This is a genomic window from Streptomyces sp. NPDC021225, from assembly GCF_044332865.1.
In the GTDB taxonomy this organism is placed as follows: Bacteria; Actinomycetota; Actinomycetes; order Streptomycetales; family Streptomycetaceae; genus Streptomyces.
In genome coordinates, this window is sequence record NZ_JBIRPV010000002.1 from 438,865 (window position 1) to 451,706 (window position 12,842).

A 12,842-nucleotide genomic window follows, 5' to 3' on the forward strand; every position below is an offset into this window, starting at 1 on the left:
AGTTGAGGGGAGTGCGTGACCTCGCGTGACCCAGGCGCCGCGCGGCTGAGCCCAAAGAGCTTAGTCGCGCGGCGTCTTGGTGCGCTCGGATTTCCGAAAATCCTAGGGTGTAAACGGGGTGTGAGCTTTCACACTCAACGGGGAATTGCCTCCGGGCGTCCGCTTCCGGCAGTGTGTGGGTCCTGTCAGGCCCCGCATACGGCACACCAGTACCCCCAGCGGTACGGAACCACGGCAGTACCAGAACTAAACAGCGTTCGCCGTATGCCGCCCGAGCACCTTGCGGCCCTCCCGAGGGAGGGTCCACCGGGCCCGTGCCTCCCGTGACCAGCCGTGCCCATGAGTAACAGGGGGACGGAACAAGGGGAAGCCAGCGCCAGGGGCACGATTGCGTCCGCGAGGTCACCTAAGCGGGCGATGCTGGAAGGAAACCGTGTGAGCCGGATTTCGGTCCGGGGATTCGCAGTGGCCTCCGCCACCGCGGTCACCACTGTGGGCGCTGTCGTCGGTGTCGCCGCGGGCGGAGAGCAGGGCTCTTCCGACCCGATGGAGGCGGCCGCCGCCGACTCGACGCTCCTCGCGGACATACCCGCCGGCCAGCAGGCCGTGGCGCAGACCGCATCCCTGTCGCAGCAGGCGGACGTCCAGTCCACCGCGGCGGACGCGGAGGCGAAGAAGTCCGCGGAGGAGGCCGCTCGCAAGCAGGCCGCCAAGGACGCCAAGGCCAAGAAGGTTCAGGCGGAGAAGGAAGCCGCCGAGGCCAAGCTCGCCAAGGAGCGCGAGGAGGCCAAGAAGAAGCTCGAGGCGAGCCGTTCGGCCGCGCGCGACGCGAGCAGCTTCACCCAGCAGGCTTCGTACACCGTCGCGCAGGTCCAGGCCATTGCGCGGCAGATGGTCCCCGCGGACCAGTTCCAGTGCTTCAGCAACATCGTGAACCACGAGAGCACCTGGAACTACCGGGCCGAGAACCCCTCCTCGGGCGCGTACGGTCTGGTGCAGGCGCTGCCGGGCACCAAGATGGCCTCGGCGGGCGCCGACTGGCGGACCAACCCGGCCACCCAGATCAAGTGGGGTCTGGGCTACATGAACGACCGCTACGGCAGCCCCTGCGGCGCCTGGTCGTTCTGGCAGGCCAACAACTACTACTGATACCTCCCGGCCCGATCGGTCGCCCCAGGTGTTCAGCTTCGGGAAACCCCCGACCGCAACCGGTCGGGGGTTTCCCGCGTCCTGAGCCTGTAACGTCTTCCCGGAGACCGCGGGGGAACTGGGGGTAGGGGAAGCGAAATGTCCGCATTGCCACACTGGGTCGGCAGAATGGGCGCCGGTCTGACACGGCTCGCCGAGCGGCTGGAGCACCAGGCCAAAGCCGCCGATCCCGCCGACCCGGGCGACACATACACCGACGACGGCAGGGATCGCGGCGAGGGTCGCGCAGTCGCCGAGGGCGCCGAGAGCCCGGCCCCGGAGCGCACCGCCGCGGAGCGTCCTGCCCCGGAGCGTCCAGCCCTGGAGGGTTCGGTCCTGGAGGGCCCCGCCCCGGAAGGCCCCGACCGCGAGGATTCCGGCCGCGAGGATTCCGGCCGTGAGGATTCCGGCCGTGAGAGCGAGCTCCCGGTCCGGCGGGAGCCGGCCAGCGTGCCCGCCCCGCCCGCCTACGCCCCCGCCATCTCCGCCAGGCCCGACCCCGTCGCCGCCGTCCCCTGGGGCGTCCGGGTCGCCGCCGAGGTCGGCTGGCGGCTGCTGGTCCTCGCCGGGACCGTCTATGTGCTGATGACCGTCATCAGCGCCGTCGAGTTGGTGGTGCTCTCCTTCACCGTCGCCCTGCTGATCACCGCGATGCTGGAGCCGACCGTCACCCGGCTGCGGAACCGGGGCGTCCCCCGTGGCCTGGCCACGGCCATCACCTTTATCTCCGGCTTTGTGATCATGGGCCTGGTCATCTGGTTCGTGGTCTGGCAGGTCATGGAGAACGTCGACGACCTGTCCAGCAAGGTCCAGGCCGGCATCGACGATCTGCGGCGCTGGCTGCTCAACAGCCCCTTCCATGTGACCGAGAAGCAGATCAACCAGATCGCCAACAACCTGCGCGACGCGATCGGCGCCAACACCGACGAGATCACCTCGGCCGGTCTGGAGGGCGTCACGGTCATCGTGGAGGTGATGACCGGCATCCTGCTGGCGATGTTCAGCACGCTGTTCCTGCTGTACGACGGGCCGAAGATCTGGTCCTGGTTCCTCAAGCTCGTCCCGGCCCCGGCCCGCGACGGTGTGGCGGGCGCGGGCCCGCGCGCCTGGACCACGCTCACCGCCTATGTGCGCGGCACGGTGATCGTGGCGCTGATCGACGCCATCGCCATCGGCACCGGCATCTTCTTCCTCGATGTCCCGATGGCCGTCCCGCTCGCCGTCTTCATCTTCCTCTTCGCCTTCATCCCGCTCGTGGGCGCCGTGGTCTCCGGCGCGCTGGCGGTCGTGGTCGCGCTGGTCACCGAGGGCGTGTGGACGGCGGCGATGGTGCTCGTGGTGGTGCTGGCCGTGCAGCAGATCGAGGGCCATATCCTCCAGCCCTTCATCCTGGGCCGGGCGGTGCGGGTGCACCCGCTGGCCGTGGTGCTCTCGGTCGCGGCCGGCTCGCTGATCGGCGGCATCGGCGGCGCGGTGGTGGCCGTACCGCTGGTGGCGGTCGCCAACACGGTGGTCGGCTATCTGCGTTCGTACTCCAAGGAGGCCGCGCTGCGCACGACCCCGGGGCCGCACGGCTCCACCGCCGCGGAGATCGCGCCGACCCGGCGCGACGAGGGTGCGTGAGCCGCCGCCCGAGGGACCGTAGGACCCGGGGCACGCAGGCGGCAGCCCACAACGCGCCTGCTACGGACGGCGGTACAGGGTGCGGCGGGTGGCGGTGAAGCGGCGCAGCACCTCCGGCAGCGGATCGGTGCCGATGCCGGGCGCGGTGGGCACCCGCATGTGCCCGTCCACCAGAGTGAACGGCTCGGTGATGTCCTCGGCGAAGTAGCGGCTCGACGCCGAGGTGTCGCCCGGCAGGGTGAACCCGGGCAACGCGGCCAGCGCCAGGTTCGGCGCCCGCCCGACCCCGGTCTCCAGCATCCCGCCGCACCACACCGGGACGCCGTGTGCCATGGCGACGTCGTGGATGCGCCGGGCCTCCAGGTAGCCGCCGACACGGGCCGGTTTGACGTTGATCACCCGGCAGGCGCCGAGGGCGATCGCGGTGGCGGCGGCGCGGGCCGAGGTGATCGACTCGTCCAGGCATACGGGCGTCCGCAGCCGTTCCGCGAGCCGGGCGTGGCCGTACATGTCGTCCTCGTCGAGCGGCTGCTCGATGAGGAGCAGACCGAACTCGTCCAGCGCCCGCAGGTGTTCGGCGTCGGCGAGGGTATACGCGGTGTTGGCGTCGACCTGGAGCGGCAGGTCGTCGCCGAAGCGCTCACGGACCGCCCGGACGGGCTCGATGTCCCAGCCCGGCTCGATCTTGAGCTTGATCCGCAGATAGCCCTCGGCGAGGTACGTCCCGACCTCGTCGAGGAGCCGCGGCACCGATCCGCTGATGCCGACCGACACCCCCGCGGGCACCCGGTCCCGGACCGAGCCGAGCAGGGTGGCGATCGGCATCCCGTGGGTGCGCAACTCGGCGTCGAGCAGGGCGGTCTCCAGGGCGGCCTTGGCGAGCAGATGCCCCTTGACTCCGGCCATCGCCGGGGCCAGGGCGGCGCTGGAGACCTCGGGCAGCGCGGTGACCCGGGGCACCAGATGCTCGGCGAGCACGATCTCCGCCCCGGCGACGAACTCCGAGCAGTACAGCGGCTCGGGGTCGGCCGCGAACTCCGACCAGCCCTCGGCGCCGTCCGTCGTGACATGCAGCAGAAAGGTGTCCTTGCTGGTCATCGTCCCGAAGGACGTCCGGAACGGCGTCACCAGGGGAATGTGGACATGCAGCAGCTCGATGTGCTCGATCTTCACGCGGTCGCCTCCGGGGTGAGCAGGTACCAGCCGTCGCGGGTCATGGCGGTGGCCATGAAGCCCTCGGCGAACGCCTCGGTGAACACCTCGCGGACAGCGTGCCGCCAGCGCAGCGCCGCCGTCGCGTCGGTGGCGCGCAGCGCGACCACATCGGCCGGCACCCGGCACCAGATCCGGTCGCCGTCGCGGACGGCCAGCGGGCCGCCGTCGGGAGCGAGGCGGGTCACGGGCGCGGCCTGCCGCGAAGCGGTCGCCTCTCCGTCCCGGCCCCCGGTGCCGTGCGCGCCGCCGTCGAGCAGATCCCAGCGGGCGGTCAGCCGGTCGCTCTCGTCGCCGTCGTTGAGCCCGTCGCGCATCGGCCCGTAGAAGTCGATCAGATACTCGACGCCGACCGCGCCCAGCTTGACCAGGTTGAATCGGGCGTTGCGACCGACCAGCGGATCGAAGGTCCACACCATGGCCCTCGCCCCGTGCCGCAGTGCCCAGCTCCGCTGGGCCTGCTTGAGCGCGAAGCCCACCCCCCGATCGGAGTGGCGTGCGGCGGCGACCAGCGAGTAGACGGCCCCCGTCCCGGGCGGCGAGAACACGGCGGCGGTCGCCCCGATCAGGTGCGGGCCGTCGTACGCGCCGAGCACTTCGCCGCCCGCGTGGCACAGGCTGCTCAGCAACTCGGCGGGGTACGGAGGGTTGGTGCGGGGGGTGCGCCATACGTCGGCGAAGAAGTCGGCGACGGCCGCGATTCCGGCGACGTCCTCGACGGGCCGGATGGTGACACCGCCCGGCGGGGCGGCCGGGCCGGCCGGGACCGGGGCGGTCGCTGTCGTCGCCGTGACGGTCTCCGGTGAGGGCTGGAATCTGGTTTCACGCTTCACCGGTCCGATTTTCGGGCGCCGCGCGCCCCAGGGGACTGGACGCACAGGCAAGAGGCCCCGGCGATCGTTGTACGATCGGCCAAAGCGCGCCGGTGGTCCGGTGTGGTGCGGTGAGCGGCGGGCCGCCGCCCAGCGGACGCCCGGCGGACAAGCCGGCCGGTCTCAGGCACTGGACGGGAGCCGATAACGACGTGGACCAACGCACAAGCCAGAGCGGCACCCGCGAGATCCGGGCCTGTAGCCTCGCCCAGCTCCTCGACGTGCTCGGCCAGTCCGTGCTGCGGCTGCTCACCGCCCCGGCCGGCCTCTCCGCCCCCGTGACCGAGGCACTCGTGCACGACGTCCACACCCCCCTGCCGCGCACGCCGGACGGCCTGCTGCTCGCGGTCGGCGTCCGGCCCGCCGAGCCCGAGGCGCACGAGCTGGTCCGGGCCGCGGGCGCGGCCGGGCTCGCCGCGCTGGTCGTCAAGGAGTACGGCGGGACCGCCGCCGCCCTCGCCGCCGCGGCCGAGGCCCATGGCGTCGCCGTGCTGGCCGTGGACGAGGATGTGTCCTGGCACCATCTGCACCTGCTGATCGCGTCGACGCTCAACGCGCCGCGCACCGTCGCGGGCACCGCGGGCGGGGCCGCGCTCGGCGATCTCTTCTCGCTCGCCAACGCCCTGGCCGCCGCCATCGGCGGGGCGACGGCCATCGAGGACCCGCGGCAGCGCATCTTCGCCTACTCCACCCTGCCGGACCAGCCCGTGGACGAGGACCGGCGGCAGGGCATCCTCGGCCTCCAGGTGCCGGACGGCCCGGAGAACAGCGCCCAGTACCGGATGCTCTACCGCGGCCCGGGAGTCTGCCGGCTGCCGGCGGTCGGCGACGGACTGCCGCGGCTCGCGGTGGCCGTCCGGGCGGGCGGCGAGACCCTCGGCTCGATCTGGGTCGTGGACACCGGCACGCTCGCGAAGGACGCCGAGGAGGTGCTCGCCCAGGGCGCGTCCATGGCGGCGCTGCACCTGCTCCAGGCCCGGGCGGCCGAGGAGTTGGTCCGGCGTCAACACGGCGACCTGCTGCGCCGGGTGCTCGACGGCGGGGCGAGCGCCGCGCTGGTGGCGCCCCAGCTCGGGCTGCGGGAGGACGACCCGGTCCGGGTGGTCGCCTTCGCGCTCGCCGGGGACCTCTCCGTGCCGTCGGGGGAGCAGGCAGCGCTGCGGCTGGTCGAACTGGTCAGGCTCCAGTGCGAGGCCCGGTACGGACAGCATGCCTGCGTCCTGGTCGGCGGCATCGTCTACGCGCTGCTGCCCGTCCCCGACGAGCGGAGCGAGGGACGCCAGCGCGGCCTCGCCGCCGACATCGCCCGGCAGGCCGGCCACGCCCTGCGCGTGCCGGTGGTCGCCGGGCTCGGCGGCGTGGTGCGCGGACTGGCGGAAGCCACCGCCTCACGCGTCGACGCCGACCTCGTGCTGCGCATCCTCACCGGCGGCGGCCGGCCGGACGGACCGGCCGCCGCCACGGTGGCCGAGCTCCGGTCCAAGGTGACCCTGCTGTGCCTCGGCGAGCTGCTGGCGGACCGGCCGCAGCTGGCCGAGGGACCGTGGCGCCGGGTGCTCGCCCACGACGCCGAGCACGGCACCGAGTACGCCCGGACCTATCTGGCCTATCTGGACGCCGGATGCGACATGGCCCGGGCGGCCCGGCTGCTCGCCGTCCACCCCAACACCTGCCGCTACCGGCTGCGGCAGGCACAGGCGCAGCTCGGCATCGACGTGGAGGATCCCGACGAGCGGCTCGTGCTGTGGCTGCACCTGCGCACCCTGGCCAGGACCGCGCCGTGATCGGTCAGAAGCCCATGAGCCCCGTCATGCCGTGAGCCCCGTCATGCCGTGAGCCAGGCGCGCAGCCGCTCCTCGCAGCGGGTCAGCTGGTCCAGGGTGACGTACTCGCCCGGGGTGTGCGCCAGGCCGGGGTCGCCGGGGCCGTAGTTCAGCGCGGGGATGCCGAGTTCGGCGAAGCGTGCCACGTCCGTCCAGCCGAGCTTGGGGCGGGGTTCGCATCCCAGGGCGCCGACCAGCGCGGCGACGGCGGGTTGCCGCAGTCCGGGCGGGGCGGCCGGGGCGAGGTCGGTCACCCGCACCTCGAACTCGGGGAACAGCCCGGTTACGTAGGCCACGGCCTCCTGGGGGGAGCGGTGCGGCGCGAATCGGTAGTTGACGGTCACCACGCAGCTGTCCGGCACCACGTTGTCGGCGACCCCGGCCCGCACGCCGACCGCGCTGAGCCCCTCGCGGTAGGTCAGCCCGTCGACCTCCACCTCGGCGCCGATATGGTCCTCCAGCCGCTGGAGGATCGCGGCGGCACGGTGCGCGGCGTTGCGGCCCAGCCACGCGCGGGCGGTGTGAGCGCGTCTGCCGGTCGCCACCACCTCGGCCGTCAGCGTGCCCTGGCAGCCCGCCTCCACCCCCGCGTCGGAGGGCTCCAGGAGGACGGCGAGGTCAGCGGCCAGCAGGTCGGGCCGGTGTGCGGCGATGCGGGTGAGCCCGTTGCGGTCGCTGGAGACCTCCTCGCACTCATAGAAGACATAGGTCACGTCGTGCGCGGGCGCGGGGAGCGCCGCGGCCGTGCGCAGCGCCACCGCGACGCCGCCCTTCATGTCGCAGGCGCCCAGGCCGAGCAGCCGCCCGTCCTCGATGCGCGACGGGAGGTTGTCCGCGGCCGGGACGGTGTCCAGGTGCCCGGCGAGGACGACGCGGGTGGGGCGGCCGACGTGGGTGCGGGCGACCACGGAGTGGCCGACGCGGCTGACGTCCAGGTGTGGAAGCCGGGCCAGGGCCGCCTCGACCGCGTCGGCCAGCGCCGCCTCCTGGCCGCTTTCCGAGGGTGTGTCCACGAGCTGCCGGGTGAGGGACACGACGTCGGACGCCAGGTCGAGGGCTGCCATGGTGAGAACTCCTTCCGCGCGGGTGCTGGCCCCAGGGTTACCCCGGCCCGCGACGGTCGCGCATTGGAGGATCGGCTAATGCCCGGGCCCGCTCTAGGCCGGACGGCCAACGACTGCGGATCGCGGACCCTTCAGGATGCTGACACGGCCAATGATTCACCTGCCCGCACACAGGGGTTCGAGTAGCCGGTCATACCCGCTCACATACTTGAGGCCCCATGCGAAGACGACATCGACCCCGTTTTCCCCTACCTGCTGTGGCCGCCGGGTGCCTTGCCGTGGCATTGCTCGCTTCCGGGTGTTCCGGTGGCGTCACCGGCCAGGCGCCCGCTTCGGCCGATCTGTCCGGCATCTCGGAAGACGCCCGGCTGCACGCGCTGCTTCCCGATCCGATCCGGAATTCCGGGCGGGTCGTCGTCGGTACGAACGCGCCCTACCCTCCGTTCGAGAGTTTCCGCTCCGAGAGCGACCAGGAATTCGTCGGGCTGGACATCGATCTCGGCAAGGCCGTCGGCAAGGTGCTCGGAGTCGAATTCGAATTCCGGCAGCAGCCGTTCGATGGGCTGGTCCCCGGCGTCCAGGCGGGCAAGTACGACCTGGTCATGGCCGGGATGGTGGACACCCCGGACCGCCAGAAGGTCATCGACTTCGTCGACTACGGCGTCCTGGTCCCCGCCCTGGTGGTGAACAAGAAGAAGGCCATGGGATTCCGGGACACGATGAGCCTGTGCGGGCACAGGGTCGGTGGCCAGACCGGCACCACCACCGTCGATGACATCGCCAAGGACACGCGTGCGTGCGCGGCGGCGGGAAAGCCGGGAATCGAACTCCAGACGTATCCCGTCTTCTCGCAGTCGCTGCTCGCGCTGAGCAGCGGCAAGGTGGACGCGGTCATCAGCAATTCCGCACTGAGCGGATACACCGTCGAACGGCAGGGCACGGACGGGCCGCTGGAGATCGAGAAGCAATTCGACTTCGGAGCCAAGCGGGACATCCTCGGAATCGGCGTCTCCAAGAAGCGCGCGGGACTGGCCGAGGCCGTCCAGGCAGCCCTGCGACGGCTGAAGGCCGACGGCTCGTACCGCCGGATCCTGGGGCACTACGGCATGGCCGACTACGGCCTGAACGACTACGCGATCAACGGAGCGAGCAAGAGGAGACAGCGGTGAGCACCGTCCCCGAGCTGAGGACCGACGACCCCGCGTCCTCCCGAGTGCCGGGCCCGGCGCCCGTGATCAGGCCGCTACGGCACCCCGTCCGGACCGCCTGCGGCGTGCTGGCGCTGCTGTGCCTGGCCGGCGTCGTCTGGTCGGTCGCCAAGAACCCCAACCTGGAGTGGCACACCGTCGGCCAGTATCTGTTCCATGAGCGCACGCTCTCCGGCCTCGGCGTCACCCTCTATCTGACCGTCGTCTGCATGGTGATCGCCGTCGTCGGCGGCACCGTACTGGCGATCATGAAGCTGTCGGACAGCTTTCTGCTCCGTACGATCGCCGACGGCTACATCTGGCTGTTCCGCGGCGTGCCGCTGGTCGTCCAGCTGATCTTCTGGGGCTTCCTCGGCGCCTTCTACCAGCGCCTGACCATCGGCATCCCCTTCACCGACGTGGTCTTCTACAGCGTGGAGACCAACACGCTCGTCACCGCCACCGTCGCGGCGGTGCTCGCGCTCGGCCTCAACGCGGTCGCCTACGCCGCGGAGATCGTCCGTGGCGGCATCGCCGCCGTGGACGCCGGGCAGCGCGAGGCCGCGTACGCGCTCGGTCTGACCCCGGCACAGACCATGCGCCGGATCGTGCTGCCCCAGGCGATGCGGGTGATCGTCCCGCCGATGGGCAACGAGGTCATCACCATGCTCAAGATGACCGCCCTGGTCTCGATCATCGCGGGCAACGACCTGATGACCAACCTCCAGAGCATCTACTCGATGAACTTCAAGGTCATCCCGCTGCTCGTGGTCGCCTGCGTCTGGTACCTCGCGCTGACCACGGTGCTCACCTTCGGGCAGCGCTATCTCGAGCGGCGCTTCGGCCGCGGCACCACGGCATCGCGCGGCGGCTTCGGGCCCCGCGCCGCCCGCACCACCGGAGGTGAGCAGGCATGAGCACTCCCATGCTGGTCGCGGAGGGCGTCCGCAAGAGCTTCGGGGACAGTGAGATCCTCCGCGGCATCGACCTGACCGTAGGGCATGGCGAGGTCCTGTGCCTCCTGGGGCCGAGCGGTTCGGGCAAGAGCACCTTTCTGCGCTGCGTCAACCACCTGGAGCGCCTCGACGGCGGCCTGCTGTCCGTCGACGGCGAGCTGGTCGGCTACCGCCGGGACGGGGACGTGCTGCACGAACTGCGGCCGCGTGAGGTCGCCTCCCGGCGCGCCCACATCGGCATGGTCTTCCAGCGCTTCCATCTGTTCCCGCACATGACCGCGCTGGAGAACGTCATCGAGGCGCCGTGCCGGGTGCGGAAGCAGAGCAAGCAGGCCGCCGTCGCCCGCGCCCGGGAACTGCTGGAGCGGGTCGGGCTGGCCGACAAGGCCGACTCCTACCCGTCCCAGCTCTCCGGCGGTCAGCAGCAGCGCGTCGCCATCGCCCGCTCGCTGGCGATGGAGCCCAAACTGATGCTCTTCGACGAGCCCACGTCGGCGCTCGACCCCGAACTGGTCGGCGAGGTGCTGACCGTGATGCGGGACCTGGCCGCGTCCGGCATGACGATGGTGGTGGTGACCCACGAGATCGGCTTCGCCCGGGAGGTCGCCGACCAGGTGGTCTTCATGGACGGTGGGGTGGTCGTCGAGTCCGGTCCGCCGGACGAGGTGCTGACGCGTCCCCGGCACGAGCGCACCAAGTCGTTCCTCGGAAAGGTGATCTGAGTGTCCGCCACTTCCCCTCCGCCCGCGGCCTCCGGAGCGTCCGCCACTCCCCGCGGCGGCGCGCTCCTGATCACCGGTGCGACGGTGCTGGACGGTACGGGGGCGGCGCCCCGACCGGCCGATGTCACGGTCGCCGCAGGCCGGATCGCCGCCGTCGCGCCGCCCGGCACCCTCGCCCCCGGGGACGGCTACGACACCCTCGACGCCACCGGCCTCGCGCTGGCGCCCGGTTTCATCGACCCCCACTCGCACGCCGACGGCTCGCCGCTGGAGAGCGAGGACGACACCAGCAAGATCCTCCAGGGCATCACCACCGAGATCGTCGGCAACTGCGGCCAGAGCCCGGACCCGGGCCCGTACGGCGGCTTCGGTGCCCTCTTCGAACGGCTGGACGCGTCGGGTTACGTGACCCACTACTGCCCGCTGGTCGGCCACGGCGCACTGTACGAGGCGGCCATGGGCGGCCGGCCCGGCCCGCCGGACCGCGACGACGCCCGCCGGATGGGCGCGCTGCTCGACGAGGCGGTCGAGGCCGGGGTCTTCGGGATGTCCAGCGGGCTGATCTACCCGCCGGGCCTCTACACCGAGCCGGACGACCTGGTCGACCTGGCCGGCCGGCTGCCCGAGGGCCGTATCTACGCCACCCACATGCGTGACGAGGGGCGCCACCTGGGGCGCAGCGTCGAAGAGGCGGTCATGCTCGGCGCCCGCACCGGCCGCCGCGTGCAGGTCTCGCACCTCAAGGCGGCCGGCGTGCCGTTCTGGGGAGGCGTGGACGACGCGCTCGCCCGACTGGACCGGGCCCGTGCCGAAGGCGTGGACGTCAACCAGGACGTCTACCCCTACGACGCCAGCTCGACGACGCTGCACGCCGTCCTGCCGCCCTGGTTCCAGGAGGGCGACGACGCCCTGCTGCGTCAGCGGCTGGCCGACCCGCGGCAGATCGAGCGCGCCCGGGCGGAGGTGGAGGACCCCACCGACCACGGCTGGGAGAACATCGTGGCGGGGGACGGCTACGACCGGATCATGGTCTCCTCGACCCGCAGCCACTCCCATGAGGGCGCCACGCTCGCCCAGCTCGCCGAGAAGCTGGACATGGCGCCGTTCGACGTGATCGTGCATCTGCTGCGTACCGAGGACCTTCAGGTGCACATGGTCGACTTCTCCATGGACGAGCGGGACGTGGAGACGGTGCTGCGCGCCCCGCGTACCAGCGTGTGCACCGACGGGCTGCCCATCGATCTGGGCGGCAAGCCGCATCCCAGGCTGTACGGAAGCTTCCCCCGGGTGCTGGGCCGGTATGTGCGTGAGCGCGGTGTGCTGGACCTGGCGACGGCCGTCCACAAGATGACCGGGCTGACCGCCGAGGTCTTCGGGGTGCCCGAGCGCGGGCGGATCGCTCCGGGCCTGGTCGCCGACCTGGTGGCGTTCGACCCCGCCACGGTCGGCGACACCGCGACCTATCAGGAGCCCCGGCGCACCCCGGCCGGCATCCGCTGGGTCATGCAGTCGGGCCATGTCGTCGTCCGCGACGGCCGCTGGCTCGGCACCCGCCGTGGCGCCCGGCTCACCCCGGCCTGACCCGCACGCACGCGAGGGGCGGCCCCACCAACCGGTGGGACCGCCCCTCGCGTGGGTTTTCCGTCAGCCGTTCGCGGCCAGCGTCGCCTCGGCGTCGAGCGTGGTGCCGACCGCCTGCACCACGGCGGCGATCTTGAAGGCTTCCTGGACCGTCTCACGGTCCACGCCCGCCTTGCGGAGCACCTGCTCATGCGAGTCCAGGCACTGGCCGCAGCCGTTGATCGCGGAGACCGCGAGCGACCAGAGCTCGAAGTCGGTCTTCTCCACGCCCGGGTTGCCGATGACGTTCATCCGCAGACCCGCGCGCAGGGTGCCGTACTCCGGGTCCGACAGCAGGTGCCGGGTCCGGTAGAAGACGTTGTTCATCGCCATGATGGCGGCGGCCGACTTGGCGGCGGTGTACGCCTCGGGCGTCAGCTTGGCCTTGGCCTCCGGCTCGAGCTCCGCCAGCACGCGCGGCGATCGCGAGGCGATCGCGCAGGCCAGCACGGTGCCCCACAGCTGCTGCTGCGGCAGGTCGGAGTTGCCGATGACCGAGCCCAGGTTGAGCTTGAGATCCTTGGCGTAGTCCGGCAGGGCGGACTTCAGGTCGTCGAGTGCCATGGTCGGGTCAG

11 protein-coding genes are annotated in these 12,842 nt (G+C 71.8%); 7 read left to right on the forward strand and 4 right to left on the reverse strand.

The window, feature by feature from the left end:
- The first annotated feature begins 417 nt into the window (after window positions 1-417).
- Both ACH4S9_RS10125 and ACH4S9_RS10130 read left to right on the forward strand, forming a co-directional pair.
- Window positions 418-1,149: a transglycosylase SLT domain-containing protein gene (locus ACH4S9_RS10125; protein ID WP_311727500.1), complete on the forward strand. Its 732-nt coding sequence runs from the start codon at window positions 418-420 to the stop codon at window positions 1,147-1,149.
- Window positions 1,150-1,287: 138 nt separating this feature from the next.
- Window positions 1,288-2,811 carry an AI-2E family transporter gene (locus ACH4S9_RS10130; protein WP_398371052.1) on the forward strand — a complete coding sequence of 508 codons (1,524 nt, stop codon included), beginning with the start codon at window positions 1,288-1,290 and terminating at the stop codon, window positions 2,809-2,811.
- A gap of 60 nt (window positions 2,812-2,871) precedes the next feature.
- Here the strand turns inward: ACH4S9_RS10130 and menC are convergent, their stop codons facing one another.
- Together menC and ACH4S9_RS10140 are read right to left on the reverse strand one after the other, a co-directional pair.
- The gene (gene menC, locus ACH4S9_RS10135; RefSeq protein ID WP_361183501.1) at window positions 2,872-3,984 is read right to left on the reverse strand and encodes an o-succinylbenzoate synthase; all 1,113 of its coding nucleotides are present in this window, start codon (window positions 3,982-3,984) and stop codon (window positions 2,872-2,874) included.
- Entirely contained in the window at window positions 3,981-4,856 is an 876-nt protein-coding gene (locus ACH4S9_RS10140; protein ID WP_311727503.1) for a GNAT family N-acetyltransferase, read from the reverse strand. Before ACH4S9_RS10140 ends, menC begins: the two co-directional genes overlap by 4 nt.
- Before the next feature lie 191 nt (window positions 4,857-5,047).
- On the opposite strand from ACH4S9_RS10140, the gene ACH4S9_RS10145 reads away from it, so the two are divergent.
- Window positions 5,048-6,679, forward strand: a complete 1,632-nt coding sequence (locus ACH4S9_RS10145; RefSeq protein WP_398371055.1) for a PucR family transcriptional regulator — start codon at window positions 5,048-5,050, stop codon at window positions 6,677-6,679.
- A gap of 41 nt (window positions 6,680-6,720) precedes the next feature.
- On the opposite strand, the gene dapE is transcribed toward ACH4S9_RS10145, so the two are convergent.
- Window positions 6,721-7,782 (reverse strand): succinyl-diaminopimelate desuccinylase, encoded by a 1,062-nt coding sequence (dapE, locus tag ACH4S9_RS10150; RefSeq protein ID WP_311727505.1) that lies wholly within the window; start codon window positions 7,780-7,782, stop codon window positions 6,721-6,723.
- Window positions 7,783-8,060: 278 nt separating this feature from the next.
- Between dapE and ACH4S9_RS10155 the strand changes: the two genes are divergently transcribed.
- Genes ACH4S9_RS10155 through ACH4S9_RS10170 form a run of 4 tightly spaced genes read left to right on the forward strand, consistent with a single transcriptional unit; the run spans window position 8,061 to window position 12,228 of the window.
- A complete protein-coding gene (locus ACH4S9_RS10155) occupies window positions 8,061-8,951 on the forward strand; it encodes an ABC transporter substrate-binding protein (protein ID WP_398371058.1) in 891 nt (296 codons plus the stop codon).
- Window positions 8,948-9,886 (forward strand): amino acid ABC transporter permease, encoded by a 939-nt coding sequence (locus ACH4S9_RS10160; RefSeq protein WP_311727507.1) that lies wholly within the window; start codon window positions 8,948-8,950, stop codon window positions 9,884-9,886. Before ACH4S9_RS10155 ends, ACH4S9_RS10160 begins: the two co-directional genes overlap by 4 nt.
- Window positions 9,883-10,647 carry an amino acid ABC transporter ATP-binding protein gene (locus tag ACH4S9_RS10165; RefSeq protein WP_311727508.1) on the forward strand — a complete coding sequence of 255 codons (765 nt, stop codon included), beginning with the start codon at window positions 9,883-9,885 and terminating at the stop codon, window positions 10,645-10,647. The genes ACH4S9_RS10160 and ACH4S9_RS10165 overlap by 4 nt, the downstream gene beginning before the upstream one ends.
- Window positions 10,648-12,228 (forward strand): D-aminoacylase, encoded by a 1,581-nt coding sequence (locus ACH4S9_RS10170; RefSeq protein WP_361183492.1) that lies wholly within the window; start codon window positions 10,648-10,650, stop codon window positions 12,226-12,228.
- A 63-nt stretch (window positions 12,229-12,291) separates the two neighbouring features.
- On the opposite strand, the gene ACH4S9_RS10175 is transcribed toward ACH4S9_RS10170, so the two are convergent.
- Window positions 12,292-12,831 carry an alkyl hydroperoxide reductase gene (locus ACH4S9_RS10175; RefSeq protein WP_311727510.1) on the reverse strand — a complete coding sequence of 180 codons (540 nt, stop codon included), beginning with the start codon at window positions 12,829-12,831 and terminating at the stop codon, window positions 12,292-12,294.
- Window positions 12,832-12,842: the final 11 nt, after the last annotated feature.